The organism is Pseudovibrio sp. Ad5 (assembly GCF_001623095.1).
Taxonomy (GTDB): domain Bacteria; phylum Pseudomonadota; class Alphaproteobacteria; order Rhizobiales; family Stappiaceae; genus Pseudovibrio.
In genome coordinates this window covers 42,002-62,669 of record NZ_LMCH01000020.1, presented here as the reverse complement: position 1 = coordinate 62,669, position 20,668 = coordinate 42,002, and the positions used below count along the sequence as shown (strand labels likewise).

At 51.4% G+C, this 20,668-nt stretch carries 15 protein-coding genes; 9 read left to right on the top strand and 6 right to left on the bottom strand.

Annotated features, from left to right (window positions below; translation table 11 throughout):
• Window positions 1-402: 402 nt before the first annotated feature.
• Window positions 403-1,284 (bottom strand): LysR family transcriptional regulator, encoded by an 882-nt coding sequence (locus PsAD5_RS11735; RefSeq protein ID WP_063292241.1) that lies wholly within the window; start codon window positions 1,282-1,284, stop codon window positions 403-405.
• A 105-nt stretch (window positions 1,285-1,389) separates the two neighbouring features.
• On the opposite strand from PsAD5_RS11735, the gene PsAD5_RS11730 reads away from it, so the two are divergent.
• From PsAD5_RS11730 to PsAD5_RS11705, 6 genes are all read left to right on the top strand, one after another.
• Entirely contained in the window at window positions 1,390-2,841 is a 1,452-nt protein-coding gene (locus PsAD5_RS11730; RefSeq protein WP_063292240.1) for an aldehyde dehydrogenase family protein, read from the top strand.
• A complete protein-coding gene (locus PsAD5_RS11725) occupies window positions 2,841-3,872 on the top strand; it encodes a membrane dipeptidase (protein ID WP_063292239.1) in 1,032 nt (343 codons plus the stop codon). The genes PsAD5_RS11730 and PsAD5_RS11725 overlap by 1 nt, the downstream gene beginning before the upstream one ends.
• 37 nt (window positions 3,873-3,909) lie before the next feature.
• Entirely contained in the window at window positions 3,910-5,454 is a 1,545-nt protein-coding gene (locus PsAD5_RS11720) for a BCCT family transporter (RefSeq protein WP_063292238.1), read from the top strand.
• Window positions 5,455-5,530: 76 nt separating this feature from the next.
• The gene (locus PsAD5_RS11715) at window positions 5,531-7,225 is read left to right on the top strand and encodes a hypothetical protein (protein ID WP_244272080.1); all 1,695 of its coding nucleotides are present in this window, start codon (window positions 5,531-5,533) and stop codon (window positions 7,223-7,225) included.
• Complete coding sequence (locus tag PsAD5_RS11710; RefSeq protein ID WP_063292236.1) at window positions 7,226-7,873, top strand: DUF3726 domain-containing protein; 648 nt, start codon at window positions 7,226-7,228, stop codon at window positions 7,871-7,873.
• A gap of 101 nt (window positions 7,874-7,974) precedes the next feature.
• On the top strand, window positions 7,975-8,331 hold the full coding sequence (locus PsAD5_RS11705; RefSeq protein ID WP_063292235.1) for a RidA family protein: 357 nt from the start codon (window positions 7,975-7,977) through the stop codon (window positions 8,329-8,331).
• Window positions 8,332-8,378: 47 nt separating this feature from the next.
• On the opposite strand, the gene dpaL is transcribed toward PsAD5_RS11705, so the two are convergent.
• The 3 genes from dpaL to PsAD5_RS11690 form a co-directional block, all read right to left on the bottom strand.
• Window positions 8,379-9,560 (bottom strand): diaminopropionate ammonia-lyase, encoded by a 1,182-nt coding sequence (gene dpaL / locus PsAD5_RS11700; RefSeq protein WP_063292246.1) that lies wholly within the window; start codon window positions 9,558-9,560, stop codon window positions 8,379-8,381.
• Window positions 9,561-9,658: 98 nt separating this feature from the next.
• The gene (locus PsAD5_RS11695; RefSeq protein ID WP_057464574.1) at window positions 9,659-10,042 is read right to left on the bottom strand and encodes a RidA family protein; all 384 of its coding nucleotides are present in this window, start codon (window positions 10,040-10,042) and stop codon (window positions 9,659-9,661) included.
• A gap of 5 nt (window positions 10,043-10,047) precedes the next feature.
• Window positions 10,048-10,746, bottom strand: coding sequence for a helix-turn-helix transcriptional regulator (locus PsAD5_RS11690; RefSeq protein ID WP_014283993.1), 699 nt, complete (start codon window positions 10,744-10,746; stop codon window positions 10,048-10,050).
• 323 nt (window positions 10,747-11,069) lie between these two features.
• On the opposite strand from PsAD5_RS11690, the gene PsAD5_RS11685 reads away from it, so the two are divergent.
• The 3 genes from PsAD5_RS11685 to PsAD5_RS11675 all read left to right on the top strand — a co-directional run bounded on the left by PsAD5_RS11685 (window position 11,070) and on the right by PsAD5_RS11675 (window position 15,154).
• Window positions 11,070-12,236, top strand: coding sequence for a M24 family metallopeptidase (locus PsAD5_RS11685; protein WP_063292234.1), 1,167 nt, complete (start codon window positions 11,070-11,072; stop codon window positions 12,234-12,236).
• 115 nt (window positions 12,237-12,351) lie between these two features.
• Window positions 12,352-13,914, top strand: a complete 1,563-nt coding sequence (locus tag PsAD5_RS11680; RefSeq protein ID WP_208988580.1) for a BCCT family transporter — start codon at window positions 12,352-12,354, stop codon at window positions 13,912-13,914.
• A gap of 76 nt (window positions 13,915-13,990) precedes the next feature.
• Window positions 13,991-15,154 (top strand): M20 aminoacylase family protein, encoded by a 1,164-nt coding sequence (locus PsAD5_RS11675; protein WP_063292233.1) that lies wholly within the window; start codon window positions 13,991-13,993, stop codon window positions 15,152-15,154.
• A 689-nt stretch (window positions 15,155-15,843) separates the two neighbouring features.
• Here PsAD5_RS11675 and ptsG read toward each other — a convergent pair.
• Window positions 15,844-17,553, bottom strand: coding sequence for a PTS glucose transporter subunit IIBC (gene ptsG, locus PsAD5_RS11670; RefSeq protein ID WP_057464597.1), 1,710 nt, complete (start codon window positions 17,551-17,553; stop codon window positions 15,844-15,846).
• A gap of 100 nt (window positions 17,554-17,653) precedes the next feature.
• Complete coding sequence (gene ptsP, locus PsAD5_RS11665) at window positions 17,654-20,206, bottom strand: phosphoenolpyruvate--protein phosphotransferase (protein ID WP_063292232.1); 2,553 nt, start codon at window positions 20,204-20,206, stop codon at window positions 17,654-17,656.
• Window positions 20,207-20,668: the final 462 nt, after the last annotated feature.

Here is a 20,668-nt window from a genome sequence, read left to right as displayed (position 1 = left end):
CGCAGAACTATTCAAAACCGACGCTTGCGCTACCACGCACAAGCCGCTTAACATCAACACGCAATTGGGCCAGACACTCCACTAATCGAAAGCCAATTTTGTCCAACTATCTTTGACGACGGACAGTCTGAAGGCTCTTCAGTGATGGGGAAATGCTTGGGTACACTCTGACCATTGCATTCCTTTTGTAACTCTTCCTTCAAGAGCCAACGGTTGTCTCTCACTCATGTTTTGAGAGCAAGATCTTATACTGAGATGAACTTGGATGTTTGCTTGAGTATCTGCAGTGCAGCTCCCGGCACACGAGTCTCAAAGCCGAAGTTTAAGCTTTTGCAGTGTGTTGCGGCTGCTAATGAGCGAACTTGGATAATTTGAGCGATGAACTCTAATTACCAAGATCAGTCATCCTCTTTCCTTCACAAACATCAAAATCGCCCGCTCCAGTTCTTGTGCTGCCGGAGATGGTGGGGTGTCGGATTTTCGGATGAGTTGGATCTCGCGTTGGATGTTGGTTTCGGGAAGGGGGATGAAGCTGATTTCTTCTGAGTTGGGCATTTGTACGGTGGTTTCGGGGAGGATCGTGATGCCGACTTTATTGCGGATCATAGCCATCAAAGATGTGATGTTGTGTACTTTTAGGCCCGCGTTTGCGTGGAGTTGTTGGCAGTCGGGGATATGGATAGATTGAGAGAGATTGTTGGCAATCAGACGTTCGTGTTGAAGGTCAGCCCAACGCAGCTTGTCTCCTAACTTTAAGAGCTTACTCGACTTGTGGCAAAGAATACCAAAGCGATCTGAGAAGAGAGTTTGAGTGTGGAATGAAGTGGCGTGCCCCTGTGTAGAGGCAATGCCCAAATCAATCCGGTCTTTTGCCAGCTCGCGCAGGATGGACGCAGAATCCATGTCTCGGAGCTCGATGTGAACGTCTGGGCGCGCAGAGAGATATTGGGCGATGACTTCAGGCATGATTGTGTTTGCAACGGATGGCACAGCAGCCAATCGCACTTTTCCGCTTTTTGCTTTTGCGAAGTTCACAATATCCTGCACCATGCCGTCAAATTGATAAAGCTCCCGCTCTGCCTGCTCCAGAACGAAAGATCCAAGCGCTGAGAGCCGGTTCTTACGATCGGTCTCAAACAAAGATTGTCCTAGATTTTCTTCCAGTTGTTTCAGCATCATGGAGAGCGCTGAAGGTGTGCGCCCAAGAACCTCGGCTGCATCACTAAGGTTGCCGGTTCGCGCAACTGCAACGAAGCAACGAAGCATCTCAATCTTGATCTGCATTTCAATTTTCCTGAAACAAATTACAGAAGTTTGATTTTGACTGAAATTGCATCATGTGTCCATAGTCTGCTCAGTAATTCTACGGGCGAATAGGCAGCAGATCACATGGTCGACACACAACTGAATCTCATTGCAGGAAACTGGACCGCTGGCACAAGCGAAGTTGAGAACCGGAATCCATCGGATCTGAGTGATCTTGTTGGTCTGTTTGCGCAGGCATCCGCTGGTCAGCTGGAAGCGACCTTGGACCAGGCACGCATTGCTCAGGCGGAATGGGCTGCTTATGGCATTGAACGCAAATACAACGTGCTGAATGCGATTGGGACTGAGATGATGGCGCGTGCGGAGGAACTCGGTACGCTGCTTTCTCGTGAAGAGGGCAAACCTTTCGCGGAGGGTAAAGGAGAGGTTTACCGAGCGGGTCAGTTCTTCACCTACTATGCAGCTGAAACATTACGTCAGATTGGCGAAAACGCAGATTCTGTGCGGGACCGAATTGAGGTTGATGTTCGCCGAGAAGCGGTCGGTGTTGTTGCAGTTATCTCTCCGTGGAACTTCCCAACAGCAACAGCGTCCTGGAAGATTGCACCAGCGCTCGCATTTGGAAACGCAGTTGTCTGGAAACCAGCAAACCTGACACCAGCCTCTGCGGTTGCACTGACAGAGATTATTGAGCGACAAGACATACCCAAAGGCCTCTTCTCATTGGTTATGGGATCTGGCCGTGACATCGGCCAACGTTTGGTTGAGAGCCCGAAAGTTGATGCAATTTCCTTCACAGGGTCTGTTCCGGTAGGCCGGGGCATTGCATCTGCTGCTGTTCAGAACTTCACGCGAGTTCAGATGGAAATGGGCTCCAAAAACGCTCTTGCTGTTATGGATGATGCTGACCTTGATCTGGCTGCAACTTTAGCAATCGGTGGTGCGTTTGGCGGAACTGGTCAGAAGTGTACAGCGTCTTCCCGTCTGGTTGTCCACGAAGCCATTCATGACGCGTTTGTTGAGAAGTTCATTGCTGGCACAAAAGCCATGAAGGTTGGTCATGCATTGCAGGCGGGTACTCAGATTGGTCCGGTTGTCTCTGAGCAGCAGCTCAACGAAAATCTGGCCTATGTGGAGCTTGGTAAATCCGAAGGTGCAGAGCTCGCATGTGGTGGACAACGTCTGGAGATGCCAACACAGGGCTTCTATATGTCTCCCGGTGTCTTCCTGAACTCGACCAACTCCATGAAAATCAACCGTGAAGAGATGTTTGCTCCATTGGCGGCAGTCATTAAGGTTGGCAGTTATGATGAAGCTCTCGCGATAGTCAATGACACCAACTTCGGACTGACTTCGGGCATCGTGACGCAAAACCTCGCAAGGGCAACCCATTTCCGTAGAAACGCGCGTACTGGGTGTGTGATGGTTAATCTACCGACAGCTGGCACCGACTATCACGTTCCATTTGGTGGTCGTGGAGACAGCTCATACGGCCCACGAGAGCAGGGCTCCCACGCGAAGGACTTCTACACCATCGTCAAAACCTCCTACATCTCATCCGGAGTTCCTGTGTGATGTGGATCGACAATCTTCAATATGCCAACTGGTCTGAGAAAATCTTTCGGCAAATGCGGGCGGGGGGATTAGACGCTGTTCATGTAACGATCGCGTATCATGAGAATTTTCGCGAGACAGTGCTCAATTTTGAGCAGTGGAACCGCTGGTTTGAGCAATACTCTGACCTCATTATGCCCGCTTATGTGGCCGCTGATATTGATGTTGCACGCGAAACCAATCGCACAGCAATCCTCTTTGGGTTCCAGAACCCAAGCCCGATTGAAGACGATATCGGCCTCGTTGAGATTGTGCACCGCCTTGGTGCACGGTTCATGCAGCTGACATACAACAACCAGTCGTTGCTTGCCACAGGTTGCTATGAAGCTGAAGATACCGGCCTCACCCGGATGGGCAAACAGGTTGTCAGGGAGATGAACCGGGTCGGGCTTGTTGTGGATATGAGCCATTCTGCCGATCGGTCAACGATTGAGGCTGCGGATTACTCTGAAAGGCCAATCGCAATCACGCATGCCAATCCGTTTGATTGGGCGCCTGCGCTGCGCAACAAAAAAGATGATGTCATTCGGGCTGTCGTAGAAAATGGCGGAATGCTGGGCTTCTCGCTTTATCCGCATCACCTCAAAGACAAATCGGCGTGCACGCTTGAAAGCTTCTGCACGATGATTGCGCGGACCGCAGAAAAGTTTGGTGCGCAGCATTTGGGAGTAGGCTCTGACCTTTGCCAGGACCAGCCAGATAGCATCGTGGAATGGATGCGCATGGGGCGTTGGACAAAAGAGACGGACTATGGCGAGGGCTCGGCGAGTGCACCGGGTTTCCCGCCAATGCCTAAATGGTTCGAGAACAACAAAGATTTTGGCAACCTTGAAAGAGGTTTGCGAACTGTCGGTTTCAATGAGGAGGAAACTGCAGGGATCATGGGCCGAAATTGGTACTGCTTTTACGAAAGCAGTTTTCACGCAGCACCAGCCGAAAAGAGGCTGCTTAACTCACCCCCATTGGAGTTGAAGAAGAACTGTTCAGCTTAACTGAACATGCTGCATTGCCGTCACCAGGGAGGGAAACATGACGGACATTACCAAGCAATCTGTAGAGGATACGAACGATACCAATATGCCGCTGCTTGCGATTACAGGTGGCTTTATCGTGCTCTTCTGCTTAGTCGCACTCATCAATCTCGATGTATTATCGGCATTTGTTGATTGGGGCTTCAATATTTCAGCAACATACTTCGGCTTGTTTTGGCAGGTACTGCTTCTGTCAACGTTTCTTCTGGGCTTGATCCTTTGTGTATTGCCGGGCGGTAAGGCGATCATGGGCAACCTTGCAAAGCCCGAGTTTACTGTCTTCCAGTGGGGCGCAATGATCATGTGCACCCTGTTGGCAGGTGGTGGCGTCTTTTGGGCTGCGGGTGAGCCAATGGCACACTTCCTGTCATCGCCTCCACTGTTTGGCGCAGAAGCCGGCACGGATGCTGCCGTGGATGCAGCCATGGCACAAAGCTTTATGCATTGGGGCTTTTTGGCCTGGGCGATCCTTGGCTCATTGAGCACCGTCATGCTGATGCATTATCACTATGAAAAGGGATTACCACTCGCCCCGCGGACATTGCTTTACCCGGTATTCGGTGACAAAGCGATCAACGGTCCAATTGGCCTCATAGCAGATGCGTCAAGTATCATTGCTGTGGTTGCTGGAACCGTGGGTCCGATTGGCTTCCTAGGGTTGCAAGTCAGTTACGGTCTGAGTGATCTGTTTGGCATTCCAGATGGGTTTACAACACAAGCTGTTGTGATTGCTGGCCTGGTCGCGCTCTATACGATTTCAGCCATCTCCGGTCTTTCCAGAGGTATCCAGCTTCTGAGCCGCCTGAATGTCATTCTGGCTGCCGGTCTGCTGCTTTTCGTCTTGCTCGCTGGCCCAACAGCCTTCATCTTCAACAGCTTTTTCTCAGGCTTTGCAACATATCTTGGCAACTTCTTCGGCATGGCGCTTTACCGCGGTGAAGCTGGTGTCTTTGGTGAGCCGGGTTGGCTTGGCTGGTGGACTGTGTTCTTCTGGGGCTGGTTCATGGGATATGGCCCGTTGATGGCAATGTTCATCGCGCGTGTATCTCGTGGTAGATCCATTCGCTCTATCGTGATCATGCTGTCCATTGTCGCGCCAATTGTCACAAACTTCTGGTTCACCATTGTTGGTGGTTCTGGGATTGCATTTGAACTTCAGCAGGCTGGCTCTATTGCGACTGCTTTTGAAGGTTTCAACCTTCCAGCTGCACTCTTGGCGATTACACAGCAGCTGCCGCTCGGCTTCTTTGTCTCTCTCCTCTTCTTGGTTTTGACAACGATTTTCGTAGCGACAACAGGTGACTCTATGACCTACGTCATCTCTGTCACCATGTCCAAGAGCGGAACACCATCTATGGCAGTTCGTGTGTTCTGGGGCATTGCAATGGGCATGATGGCAATAATCCTGATTTCAGTAGGGTCTGGCGGCGTCTCAAAGTTGCAAAGCTTTATCGTCATCACCGCAGTACCAGTATCCTTGCTACTCATTCCGTCACTTTGGGATGCATTGCGCATCACAATAGCGAAAGGAAGAGACAGCTAAGCATATTGCCCGAGCACATATATCCAATATGGCTCGGGCAGTTTAAGCTTCGGATTGTCCAGAGGATGAGATGATTATGAGTGTTTGCGAAACCGATGCAATCCAACTGCGTTCACCTGATAAGGTGATGAAGTTGAGCCGGCTCGGTTCAATCCATCAATCGCGCCTATCCTTCATGCGTATTCTTCTAAGACGCATGCAGAATGAAAATTGGCGATTTGACCGACCTGTCTTTGAAATGGATGAATGCGGTGTTGGGCACGCTGTCTATTGCGCTCATGGTCCGGACCGAACCTACTCTCTTGTTGCCTTCTCGCATGATCTTCCAGCTGAGAAACGGTCAGATCGTGTGATTGCCGATGCCTGGGACGCTACGTTCACTCTTTTTGACGGTATTCCAACCTCTGAGGATATTGAACGTCTTTCTCGCAACGTACCTTTGCAAGAGGCTGGGCGCATTTGTGAGACAGAACTATCACTGTCACGCGCCAACCGTTCGGCGCGATTGTGGGAGCACATTGTAACGGCTCTGGCAAAGGGAGAGCAGCCGGATCTCCAAAAGATCGAAGCCGTCGGCTATCTCATGCGCACCACCGCTGTTTATGGGTCAGGCAAGTTTGGGGCGGCGGATCGCGAAATGATCGCGGACCGTCCTGAGTTTCAAAGTCCGTTCCAGGTGGAGATGCTTTCCGTCTTTCTGACACGCGCTTTTGTGCGCGACCTTGTCGAGTATATGGCGCGAATGAAGGGGGGAGAAAAAGCTGTAAAGTTGGATCCTGCTATCGCCCGTTCTATGGGCATTGGGAATTCAACTGGCCTCGGAATGGCGCCATTTCTGCTCAATCACCCTGTACTGTTTAACAACTGGATTGCTGCGCGGGAACAAGCGGCTGCACGCGTACGTGCACTCCCTCGGGCAAGTGAACAAGAGATTGAACTCTTTCGTGAGTTGTTGGCGCGCAGCATTTTATTGACTGCGTCCTGGACAACGGACCATCAGATCCAATCTGAAAAGACTGAAGGGCTCAAGCGTGACCTTGTATCGTTGCAGCAGCAGGCCGAAAACATCTCTGATGCAAGTGATCACCCTTGGAAACAGCTAAATACCTGGGCAGAAAAGGAACTATCTCTGGAAGGGCAGGAGTGCCTGACTTCCTTGATGCTGGAGCCTTATGGGGCACTTGTTGATGATCTTGCAAACACCATGGCCGCTGACAACACGCCAACATTCCGCATTGCTGGAGCGATGACACTGCAGGATCTGCGAGAAGTTCTTGAACGGGTCTATGGTTGGGCATTGGAAATTGATTGGAGTGATCAGCAGAACAAAGCAAAGGCCTGGTATGTCTCAGAGGAGAAGCTGGAGCCACGTCTGGGTGAACGCTTTGAAGAGCCGATTGAAGAATACGAGCAACCTTTAGCGCCCGGACGAGATGCAGCTGCGCTTTATCATGCTCTGGGCCACTGGCCAGAAGACAAAAACATCGCTCAGTTTCTGCTGAGGCATCCTGAATACCGTCACATCGTTCGCCGCGCTCAGATTGTCAATCAGGCACCCTATGCTGAAATCCGCGACAATACGATTGCAAGCGATGTTCTGCCGATCGATATGCTGAGATGTAAACTCGCCTTTTTCGGCGCAGTGCAATTCGATCCGCGCTCTGATCGTTGGGTACGCATCAACATGTATGCAAACGCGCCTTATCCGGAGGAGTTGGCGTCACAATCTGATGATTTCTGGGTCTATCCAGCACTGAGCAGAGGCAACTAGATGAGTTATTCTCTCAATGAAATCGAAGCGATGTGCAAGCGTGCTTCTCGCGGTGCAGGGTTGCCATGGGGCTTATGTGAGGAGGCCGCCAAAGGAACGCGCTGGCTCGCGTCCTTTGGATTTCCTGGACCGGATTTGCTGGTCTCACTCTTAGAGTTGAATGACAGGCTGCCAGCGGTTGATCTGTCTCCAGTGGCACTTCAAGGCATCTGGCGTGCTCCAGCGGGCAGGCTAAGCCCACTCATTGCAGGCGCAGCGATGAGTGACTGTGCGATCAAAATGGAGCTGGGCAATATCATAACAATGCTGGAAGTTGACTACCCGTTGCTGGTTGTTCCTTTCGCGTCCGGTGCAGCCCTTCGTCTTGGTCAGCCAGTTGCTGTGGAGTGGGAAGGTACGCGCATGGTTACCAACGGCAAGGAACTCTGCGTTCAGGGCAATTCTGAGGCAATTTTATCTTCTCACGCCAAACGAGTTGAATGCTCAGCGCCAGCACAAATGCTCTCGCAAAGCAAACCTATCCATAGAGCGGTTGTTGGGGATGCATGTTGGATGCGGCTTGGAGTATTTGCACAGCGGACCTTTGCTCCGGCGACAGAAGCATCCCGCCTACGTGGAGCTGGAGCTGGTTTGACAGACAACGACTAACCAGCCGTTGCTCCTAAATCTCAAAATCTCAAAATCACGAAATCCGATGCAAGAGATCAGGTGTTTGATGAACACGCTGACTGATAAAAACTGGAGTAAAAATGAGCTCAGAACTCAAAAAACTAGGCGGTTCCAAGCGCTTTTCTGCAATCGCAATTCACAATGATGTTGTTCATTTGGCAGGGCAGGTGTCTCAGCTCGTTGAGGGCGATATCACCGAACAGTCAAAAGACGTTTTCGCAAAAGTCGACAGCTTGCTCGCTGAGGCAGGGACAACCCGTGAAAAAGTGTTTTCCGTCCAGATCTGGCTGGCAGACATGCGTGAATATGATGAAATGAACAAAGTCTGGGATGAGTGGGTCGCTAATCTCAACGTAGCCCCAACACGAGTTTGCGTCGAGGCCCGCATGGCAAAACCTCACTACAAAATCGAGGTTCTGGTGCTCGCAGCGCTTTAAAGACAGACCCAAACAGAGCAATGGCCCTGTTTGGGTAATTTAAACGGTTAAAGAGGCAAGGCGCCTTCCCAGACGATTTTTCTGTAACGTTCAGGATTGGTGTCGCCCTCGGTGTTGAAGATCAACACAACACTCTCTTCGTTGAGACCAGCTTTTTGTGCCAGTTCGGCGTACTCTGCTTTTGACTTCATCGCGTATAGCAGGCCGATGTTCAAAGCACCGGACTCGCCGCCTGTGATCGCAGGGTCCCCTTTGAGCGGATTGCCAAGAATACGCATGCCAGTGGCGGCAATGTTATCTGTGGCTGAGATGAAATGATCGCCACAGTCCCGTAGGATTGGCCATGTGATCGGGTTTGGTTCACCGCAGGCCAGACCAGCCATAATAGAGGTCAGGTCACCCTCAACCGCAGTCATCTCACCATTCTCGCTGGAAACAGATTGATAAAGGCAATCTGCAGCGCGCGGCTCGCTGATCACAGACCTGAAGTTCTCAGGTCCGTACGCATCAGCAAGATAGCCCAGAACACCGCCTGCCATAGCTCCGACACCAGCCTGAAGCATAACGTGAGTTGGTTGAGCATCGTCCAGCTTGGCGAGTTGGTCAGCTGCTTCTCCAGCCATCGTCATGTAACCCTGGGAGATCCAGGTTGGTATCTCTTCGTAGCCATCCCAGGCAGTGTCCTGAACAAGCTCCCAGCCGTTCTCTTCCGCTGTTTTATTCGCTAGTCGAACGGTGTCATCGTAGTTCACATCGGTCACAATGCAGTCTGCACCCAAACCCCGGATGCGCTCGACAGCTGACTGAGGTGAACCTTTGGGCATGTAAACAACAGCCTTTTGTCCCATAGCGCGCGCAGCCCATGCGACACCGGTCCCATGGTTGCCAGCAGTTGCTGTTGTAAAGACCATAGGGCGCTCAAACTTTTGAGAAACAGTCTGTAGGTCGATTTCCGAAATATCGAGATCAAGCTTCTTCGCAAGCAAGCGACCAAGGGCATAGGAGCCACCAAGCACCTTAAAGGCATTTAGTCCGAAACGATGAGACTCATCCTTCACGTAAATCGCCTTGACGCCCAGCACCTTTGCTAAGGCGGGAAGGCTGGTGAGGGGAGTTGGTTCATAACCTTGGATCTGACTATGAAACTCACGCGTTTTCTCTGCAACTTCAGTCGTGAACAGTGGACTGGTTTCACCTGTGCGGAAACGATTGCTGCGTATCTTAAGCATCTTGGTCTCTTCAACAGCTTGGGCAAGGGGAGGAGAGCTGCGCTCGAAGAGAGTGGGGAACTCTATCTCAGAGCGCAGCAACAGGAGTGTCGTGCAGCTTACTTGACGTACGCGATTGCTTCGACTTCAACCAGCGCGTCTTTCGGCAGGCGGCCTGCCTGGATGCAAGAGCGCGCAGGTGCACCTTCAGTGCCAAAGACTTCCGTGTAAACTTCGTTGAACGCTGCAAAGTCTTCCATTTTAGCGAGGAAACATGTGGTTTTCACCACGCTGTCGATACCAGCACCAGCCTCTTCCAACACAGCCTTCAAGTTGGCCAGTGACATTCTGGCCTGCTCGGTGATGCCACCTTCAGGGAATGCCATTGTTTTTGGATCAAGCGGCAATTGGCCAGAGGTGAAAACGAGGTTCTCTAAAACAGTTCCCTGAGAATACGGTCCGATTGCAGCTGGAGCGTTTTCTGTAGCAACTAACTTTTTCATTTTACTTACTCTTTGCTAGTGATCTGAGTTTTTGATTCTCGGATGTACTTGTAGATGGCATGTCGCGTGATCCCGAGTTTTTCCGCCACAAGCACGGTTGCTTCTTTGAACTCGAAAATGTCGCGTTCAAGAAGCAGTTTGGTGACAGCCTTGTTGCTGGCTTTTTGTGTCACCGATGGGTCTGCCTCCACATCTCTGATCGCCTGTTCCAAGGCACCCAAAATGACCTCAGTTGAGTTGGTGCTGAAGCGCTCTGGTGTTGTTTTCTCTGCAACCTCAGCAGCATCTGGAGTGAACGTGCTGATGATCTCTGAGAAGGGCAGGGATAGATTGATGTTCAGGCAGAACAAACCAATCGGTTTGCCTGAAGCGCCAAGGATAATCGTCGTTGCTGATTTTAGCAGCTGTCCCTCAGCATTATGCGTGAAGTAGGCTTTCGGTGTCAGGTTGCCTGTCTCCTGATAAACCCGCAGCATCTTCAAACCGAGGTCTGTTATGGGAGACCCGATCGTCCGACCCGTCATGTGTCCGTTGACGATCTTGGCGACAGATGTTTCCAGGTTTTTGAGAGAATGCACCACAACCTCACAGTGTGGCCCGATCAAATCCGCGACTGTTTCTGCAATGCGAAAGTAGTTTGCAAGACGATCATCATCATCTTCAAAGAGACATTCGACATTTGTGAAGTCATTGAGGTTGATCATAGCTGTTTTCTCAAAGCTCGCCTGAGTACGTAATAGGTTCCTTGTGTTGGTAACCACGTTTCCCGGTGTTTGCAATGAAAAGTTCACTTCATTTAACTGTAAATGCTAATTTTGAGCCGAAATGCGTAGTGATACTGATATTTTATCCACTAAAGAAGACGGAAATCTAGAAATATATATGTATGAACGCCTATTGCAGTCTAATATTGTTGACTGAAATGATATTGTATTAAATATGTAACTCAAAGACTGGTTGAACCCATTTGCGTTCACAAATTTGCAATTTCGGGTCCGGCCACTCTGTCATAAAACGGGAGCACATCATGTCAGAGTTTTCTTTGAGGGGCTTTGAAGTTTCAGAATTTGAAAGCCGGACAGCACGCCTGCAAAAGGTGATGCATGAGCAAAAAGTGGACGCTGTCCTTTTCACGACAGAACCCAATGTCCGCTACTTCTCTGGTTTCTTCACTCAGTTTTGGCACAGTCCAACACGTCCATGGTTTCTGATTGTGCCTCTTGAAGGCAAGCCAATCGCGGTTATTCCAGAGATTGGCGCCACTGGAATGGCGGCAACATGGATAGATGATATCCGTACCTGGGCATCACCTTGCCCTGAAGATGATGGCATTTCTCTGGTTGCCAAGGCCATGAATGATCTGCCTAAAAAGTACGGTCGTGTGGGTGCAACGCTCGGCATTGAATCCTATCTACGCATGCCAACAAACAACTTCCTGGAACTGCGCAATAAGGTTGAGTCAGAATTTGTTGACGTTGCGCTTGCAATTCACAATCTTCGCCAGATCAAGTCTGCGGCAGAAATCAACAAAACCCGCCAAATCTGCCGTATCACCAATCAAGCCTTCGACCTCATTCCAAACTACGCAAAAACTGGAATGACCGAGCGTGAAATCTGCAAGCAGTTCAGAATTGACATGCTCACGGCAGGTGCGGATGAGTGCCCTTACATTATCGCAGGGTCCGGTCCTGATGGCTATGACAGCATCATCATGGGCCCAACGGACCGCGTGCTGAATGACGGTGATGTTCTCATCATCGACACAGGTGCAGTCAGAGATGGTTACTTCTCAGATTTTGACCGCAACTGGGCGTTTGGCTCTGCAAGTGAAGAGACGCTTGCTGCTTATCGCGCAACATGGGAAGCAACAACCAGAGGCTTCGAAGCCGCCAAGCCGAGCAACACGACCACAGATATCTACAATGCAATGTGGAGTGTCCTGGAAGCTGCCGGTGCTCTTGGCAATGACGTAGGCCGCATTGGCCACGGTCTTGGCATGGAGCTGACAGAGCGCCCATCTCACACAGCAACCGACAACACTTTGCTTGTGCCGGGTATGGTTCTGACTTTGGAACCGGGCATGAACTACGCGCCAGGAAAGCAGATGGTTCATGAGGAAAACATCGTCATCACAGAAGACGGTGCAGAGTGGCTCACTGAGCGTGCTGCACCGGAAATGATCATCATTAAATAACAAGCATGAGCCGTCCCCTCGGGGCAGGGAGACGGCTTCCCTCCTATGCAGTCAGGATAATTTGCTTCGGCATTGCTTATCCTTAGCGCTGTAGCGGTTAACTCAGGGGAGAGTTATGAGTAACCAAGCTGTACAACAACTAAAACAAGGTAAGATGCTCTTTGCCAGCACGATGACATTCATTGTTGTCGTGGTTCTGTCAGGGATCCTGTTCCCGGATCAACTGTTTAATGTGGGTGTAAGCACCATGAACTATCTGACCGATAAATTCGGTTGGATCTATATGGCAGGCTCCTTTGCCTATGTCATGGTGATGTTCTTCTTCGCCTTCAGTAAATACGGCAATATCCGCTTCGGAGCGGACGATTCCAGACCGGAATTCAGCACGTTCTCTTGGATTGCGATGCTGTTCTCCGCTGGTATGGGTACAGTAATGCTCTACTGGGGTGTTGCAGAACCAGTTTATCACTACATGAACCCGTTAGAGACAACCGGTATTGCTGCACAAACACCTGCAGCAGCTGAGTTTGCGATGAAGCAGAGCTTCATTCACCAGGGCATTCAGGCCTGGGCAGCATTCTCTGTGGTTGGTCTGATCCTCGGTTATCTGATGTACCGTAAAGGCGAAAGCGGCCTGATCAGTAACATTTTGCTCCCATGGGGCCGTGATAAAGCAAATGGTGGCTGGGGCAAACTGATCAATCTGGTCTGTGTGTTTGGCGCTATCGCAGGTATTTCTACCTCTCTTGGTCAAACTGGCCTTTCCCTGTCCATCAGCTCCTCTTATCTGATTGGTACACCAGACGGCCCTCTGACTAAGATTATTCTTGTGGGTGCCATCACAGTCATCACCATTTTGTGCACCACCACTGGTCTTGAAAAAGGCATCAAAATCCTTTCCGATTACAACGCCTACCTTCTTGTAGGTTTGATTGTACTCGTCGGCGCGCTTGGCCCAACCACCCAGATGATCAATGTTTACTTTGATACAATGGGTAACTACATGAACGACTTCTTCACTGATGCGTTGATGTTGCCAACCTTTGCCGCTGATAAAGAAACCTCGTGGATCGGTGGCTGGCCAATCTACTACTACGCATGGGCAATTGCCTGGGCGCCGTTTGTTGGTCCGTTCATTGCACGTGTCTCCAAAGGCCGGACAGTCCGTGAGTTCATCCTTGGATCCATGATCCTGCCATGCCTCGGTATCTTCCTCTGGGTTGCCTTCTTCGGCACAATCGGCCTTGAAGCCTCTCCAGAAGCGCTTGAAGCTGCAGCAGCGTCTTCTAAAGCTGCAACCTTCATCGTGCTGGAAGACTTCCCACTCGGTACCGTCATCTCCATTGGTGTTGTGATCGCTCTGTTCACCTGCTTCATCACATCCATGAACAGCTCAACCTTCACACTCAGCTCCATGAGTGAGGATGGCTCCCTGAACCCAAGCAATAAGCAGAAGGTTATGTGGACCATTGCACAGGGCGCTATGGCTTTGACACTGATGCTGGCAACAAAATCTGGTATCGATTTGTTGCAGTCCATCAGCTTGATTTTCGCTCTGCCATTGATGTTTGTGCTCTTCATAGCAATGATCAGTACATTCAAGATGTTCCGTGAAGAATTTGCAGATGAAAAGCAAGCCAGTGAGAAAGCACCAGCTATCAAAGAAGCTGCAGAATAAAAACAAATAAAGCGAAGAGGCAGCTGTTCCAGGGCTGCCTCTTCGTAAGTTTCTTAAAGGAGGTAAGGGAACTTCAATGAGCAAAATCGAAGAACAGGTCATTGCGTGGCGCCAGCACTTGCATCAGATGCCGGAATTTGGCTTTGAAGAAGTGAAAACATCCGAGTTCATCGCCCAGAAACTGGAAGAATTCGGCATTGAAGTTCACCGCAATATCGGTCGCACCGGTCTGGTTGGCGTGCTCAAATGTGGTGATAGCGACCGCACGATTGGCCTGCGTGCAGACATGGACGCCCTCAAAATCACTGAGGAAAATGACTTCGCCTATAAATCCCAAACCGATGGGATGATGCATGCGTGTGGTCATGACGGACACACCACCATGCTATTGGGCGCAGCTCATGAGCTTGCCAGGCATAAGAATTTCGATGGAACGGTCTATTTCATCTTTCAGCCGGGTGAAGAGCACGGCGTCGGCGCAAAAGCAATGATCGAAGATGGCCTGTTTGACCGCTTCAAGATGGATGCCATCTACGCCATGCATAACTTGCCGGGCGTTCCGGAAGGCCATTTTGTAACCAATCCGGGCTCGATCATGGCATCGGAAAGTGGCTTTGAAATCGAGATCCTCGCGACAGGCGGTCACGCTGCAATGCCTCACATGGGCACTGACCCAATCGTGGTTGGCGCGCAGGTCATATTGGCCCTGCAAACGGTCACCAGCCGTAATTTGAGTTCAATTCATGAACCTGCCGTGATCTCGGTGACGGAGTTCACCACCAACGGCACAACCAACGTTATTCCATCGTCCGCAACTATCACAGGCGACACCCGCTGCTTTACTGATGAAGCACTGGCAAAGATTGAAGCTGCCATCGAAAGAGTGGCTGCTGGTCAGTGTGTTTCAGCCGGCGTTGAATACAAATATAAGTTCACCAACACATTCCTCTCCACGATCAACACGCCAAAGGAAACAGCTGTTGCCGTTCGCGTTGCCAAAGCAATCGCCGGAGAAGAAAACGTAGACGGCGAAGCTCCTCCCTTCACCATCTCAGAGGATTTTTCGTATATGCAACGCAAAGTCCCAAGTTGCTACATTCTCGTCGGCAACGGAAAAGTAGGCGAAAAAGGCGGCACAGCCCTCCACAAACCCTTCTACGACTTCAACGACAACATCCTCATGACCGGCGCCCGCTTCTGGACCGAACTCGTAAAAGACCAACTCCCAGCTAACGCCTAACTATCAGCCACAACCAGTTCCCACCCAACCTCCCTGTTTCCTTCCTCCAGAATGAGAAGCAGGGAGGCGATCGACTGATGAAATGAATGTATTCCGGCGTGCAATGGACATACTCGCAATATTATCCAGGTGCATCTGTGTTAATTAATGCGTTAGTTTTGCCATGTGAGGTCAGGGTTGTCCGGATTCAATCCATCGAACTAAAACGGTTCTCGCTGTGGCTACCGCTGGCTTTCCTTGAAGACACTCAGACCATGCGATCTTGGATGTAGTGTTCGGAGAATTTTGGTAGGGGCTGGCAATCCTAGGGATAATGTCCGCCCTAGTGAAGCGCTTCAAATCAACTCATCAAGTGTGTCCTGACGATGAGGGATATCTTGCATTTCATACTACTGACAGCTGTTCTGGGGGCGGATTGTGGCTCTTGAGGTTCGAGTTCCTTCCTGCGACTTTATTGCGTGCTTTCTCAAATAAAAGGTTGTTTCGTCTCATCTATTCCGATTGATGAATTACTGAAAGAGTTATGTCTAATCATCTCTCCTACCGCCTGATTATCAAAGAAGATTAGAAAAGATCGGCAATGTAAAAAAGCAGCACTCGCCGGGCGGGGAGTGCTGCTTTTGGTGGTGGGTGCCCCTGAAGGTTCGGGAGGAGGGTAAACCTTCAAAGGCACCTTATGTCTCTGTCAGTTAAATCTGAGCAGAGAGATCCTTGGCGAGTTTGGTGTACTTGTCGCCAACGATGAGGTGGAGCGCTTTGTCTCCCGCTTTCATGACCTGAATACCAGCCTGTGACAGCTCTGGCATGGACACGCCGGCGATATCGCGCAGTTCCACGCGTACGCGGGTATTTGCAACAGCTTCAACAGCTACCACGTTATCCTTGCCGCCAAGCTGACCAAAGATTGCTGCAGCATCGAGACTTTGCTCGGCAGCAGGTTGTGCAGAGGCACCGCCGCCTTGCAGGTAGATCTCCATATCGGTCTTGAGGTTCTCAGAAGCCGTTCCGAAGATGGCCTGAGCACCATTACCAACGCGGATCACACCGCGAGCACCGAGTGCTTTCAACGCAGCATCATCAACCTTGGAAACATCAGCAGTGCTGACACGCAGACGGGTGATACATGCATCCAGATTGGTGATGTTGTCTGCGCCGCCGAAGGCTTTCACAAGCGCTGCGGACATTGCATCTTCATCGCCGCTGGCAACAGCTGCAGAGGCTTCAGTTGCAGCTTCGCGGCCTGGAGTTTTCAGGTTCAAGGCTACAATGAGAACACGGAATACAGCGTAGTACAGAGCTGCGTAACCCAGACCGAACACGACCAACATCCAGCCGTTGGAAGACAGTGGGTAAAGCAGAACGTAATCGATGAAACCGTGTGAGAAGGTCATGCCGTGCTTGATGCCGAGCATGATCATCAGGGAGTAGCCAACACCTGCCAGAATGGCGTGTGCGATATAAAGAACTGGCGCAACGAACAGGAACGCAAATTCGATTGGCTCGGTGATACCGGTCAGGAAGGAGGTCAGCGCAGCGGAGATCATGATACCGCCAACCATGGTGCGGTTTTCAGGCTTCGCGCAGTGCCAGATTGCCAGTGCAGCAGCAGGCAGACCCCACATTTTGAAGAGGTAGCCACCAGCCATGTTACCAGCAGTTGGATCGCCAGCAAGGTAACGCTGGATTTCGCCAGTCACGGCCTGACCTGTTGCCGGATCAATGTAGGAGCCAGCTTCAAAGAAGAATGGAACGTTCCAGATGTGGTGCAGGCCGAATGGGATCAGCGCGCGCTCAATCACACCGTAGATGAAGAACGCAACTTCTGGGTTTTCTTCTGCTGCCCAACGGGAAAACGCGTTGATGGCACCACCGATTGGAGGCCACACGAACGACAGGATAACACCGAGGAAAATACAGGCAAATGCGGTGATGATCGGCACAAATCGTTTACCCGCGAAGAAACCGAGATAATCTGGTAACTTGATGCGGTAGAACTTGTTGAACATGAACGCAGCCAGCGCGCCCACAAGGATGCCGCCGAACACGCCGGTATCAATGGAGGTGATCCCGAGGATCGGCTTGGTTTCGATCGCAAGTGTCTCAGCAACAACGCCCATTGTTGCAAGAAGAACACCGTAACCAACCACAGCTGCAAGGCCGGCAACACCATCGTTTTTGGCGAAGCCGAGTGCAACGGCGACTGCGAAGATGATTGGCAGGTTACCGAAGATAGAGCCACCAGCCTGAGCCATCAGGTGGTTGATGAATTCCGGAATGAACGGCAGGTCAGCTGCGCCGACGCCGAGAAGGATACCAGCAGCTGGAAGAACCGATACTGGCAGCATCAGGGACTTACCAACCTTCTGTAAGGCTCCAAATGCGTTTGAGAATGTACTCATTGTTTTTCCCCCAGAGTTGCATGGTGTGCGAGCACGCCATGCCCCCTGATTTTGTTAGGTATTCCCGACTGGAACACCAACTCCCACATTTACTCCTGCATCACTGCTGTGATTTGAGGAGATCTTTCACGTCACTGGTATCCGCGCAGTCCAAAGCTGCTTGCGCGAGCTTGCGGGACTCCTCCATGGATACAGTGCGAACTGTATGTTTCACTTCCGGCAGAGCAGGTACGCTGACGGAGAGTTCTTTGATGCCGAGGCCAATAAGGATCGGCACGGCTTCAATCTGACTGGCAAGACCACCGCAAACGCCAACCCATTTGCCTGCATCTTCTACAGCGCGAACGGTGAGTTCGATCATGCGCAGAACGGCTGGGTGCAGCGCATCCGCACGGGATGCGAGGCCCGGATGGCCGCGATCGATCGCCATGACGTACTGGGTGAGGTCATTGGTGCCGATGGAGAAGAAATCCACTTCGGGTGCAAGCTTGTCGGCCATAAGAGCAGCGGACGGCACCTCGATCATGATGCCGACTTCAACGTGCTCAACACCAAGGTTCTTCTGCTCTTCACGCACCAGCGCGTTGACAGCACGCAGCTCGTCTAATGCACTGATCATTGGGTACATGATGCGTGCATGGCCTTTGTGCGCCTGAGAGAGAATGGCGCGGACCTGACGGCGCAGGATGCTTGGACGCTCGATGCCGATGCGCACACCGCGAACGCCGAGGAATGGGTTTTCTTCATGCGGCATAGGCATGTAAGGCAAAGGCTTGTCGCCGCCGACATCCAGTGTGCGGATGATGACAGGGCGTTCCTTGCCCATAACCTCAAGAATTGCGCCAACTTTTTCGGCTTGCTCTTCTTCGGTTGGCTCACTGAGGCGCTCCATGTAGAGGAACTCGGACCGCAGCAGACCAACAGCTTCAGCACCAGCTGCAACAGCCTTTTCAGCATCTTCTACGCTGCCGATGTTGGCTGCAATTTCCACCCGAAAACCGTCTTTGGTGATGGCTGGTTTATGAGCATCGCGCTGGTATTCTTCGGCTTGTTTGGCTGCGTTTTCGATCTTCTTGGTGAAGGCAGCTTGCTCGGCGTCAGTCGGAGAAACTTTGATTTTGCCGCGCTTTGCATCCAGAAGAAGGACAGTGCCGTCTTCCAGATCCTTCATGGCGTCTTCAACATTGACGAGGTAAGGCAAGTCGTTAGAGCGAGCGATGATGGCCGCGTGAGAAGAAGATCCGCCATGGGTGGTACACAGACCGACGATCCTGGTGAGGTCCAGAGCAACGATCTCGGAAGGTGTGACGTCTTCCTGAAGAAGGATGGTGCCTTCCTCTAAAATCTCACCGCCGTCATCAACGCCAAGCAGCTTTTTCAGTACGCGCAGGCCGATGTCGCGGACGTCAACGGCGCGGCCAGCGAGCAGCGGGTCGTCCATTTTGGCGAGGGTTTCAGCCTGTGCTTCGTAAGCCAGCTTCCAGCTCCAGGCTGCGCCTTGGCCCTTGGCGATATCTGCCAGTGGCTTTTCGGAGAGTTCCGGATCGGAGAGCAGCTCGATGTGGGCGTTGAAGACCTCGGCCAGTTCTTCCTGACTGTTGTTGTTCAGGCGGTCGATGATGCTTTGCAGGTCTGCGATGGAGGATTTGACGGAGGCTTTGAACGCGGCACGCTCTTCAGCAGGGCCGATGCTTTCGCGAGTGACCTCTGGTAGAGCCTTGTTGTGCTTGACCAATTTACCGATAGCGCGGCCCGGAGAGGCGGTGAAGCCGATAAGAACACCATCTTCGCCGGATTTGACCTGAAGCAGAGGCGCTTCCTCGATCACGTCTTCCTGCGGAGCCTCGGAGAAGCTGGTGATTTCTTCGCCAAGACCAGCTTTCACAGCAGCGATAACATCTGCCACAACTTGCTGTGCGTCTGGACCAACAGCTTCAATCTCCAGCTCGTCACCCAGCTTTGTTTTCAAAGACATAATGCCGGTTACGGAAGAGCCGCTGCAGGTTTTGCCGTTGACGGTAAAGGTGACTTTCGCATCCGCTTTGCGCACTTCAACAGCCAAACGGGCGGCTGGACGGGCGTGGAGGCCGGTGGCGTTGGGGATCTTGATGGAGCCGGTGATGGCTGGGCCGGTTGGCTCAGTGGCGGTTTCCTGCGCCGGAGCGGTGGTACCTTGAGGATCATTGCTGCTTGGGACAGTGAAGACGACCTGATTGAGGTCTGTCTGAACGGTGCCGAGAGGAGCGAGGGTCGTGATTTCCTGACCGCTGGTGATGACGATTGCGGATTGAACGGAAACACATTCGCGGGCGATGAGGTCGACGTCGAAGGTGATAAGGGGTTGACCTTGCTCGACCTGATCTCCCTCAGCGACGTGCAATTCGAAGCCGCGGCCTTTCAGGGCGACGGTGTCGAGGCCGATATGCATCAACAGTTCAACGTCGCCTTGTTGTAGCGTAACTGCATGATGTGAATTATGAATTTGAGTTATCTTGCCAGCGAATGGGGCGTAAAGAACATTGTCTGTCGGGTCGATGGAAACACCATCACCCATCATCTTTTCGGCAAACACCGGATCGGGCAGGTCGGTGACAGCCTGAACAATGCCCTTCAAAGGCAAATTGATGGAAAATTTGTTTTTTGGATCCTTCACCGTTTTATCTCCCGATTATATTAGGTGAATGCGCGCCTTCTTAAGCTTCGGCTAAGTCTTGAAGAGACAAGAGGCGATTTTTACGCGAGGATCATTTGCGTAAGGCCGCACAACAATACGTAAAAAGACTAGTGTTACGGGGTGTTACGAATTGTTACAAAGGGAAATGTTTCTCATTACATAGAGAATGACTTACTGATGGAAATCAGTGCTAATCGACTTGATGTATAGATAAGGTTAACTCGAATTATATACTAATATACATCATGCAATTACATGCAGTCGGCGGCACCCTCCCATACATTTGCAACAATGCTGTAACAACAGCTTGATACATTACAGAACCGCCAATCCGGGCTGTTTCACCTGTAATGACGATCTGCACACGCTCTCGCCCCCCGAAATCCCAAAAGCACCCATGCCTGAAGAGAGCGGGGGACCGGATTTCAGCCTTGCGTTTTT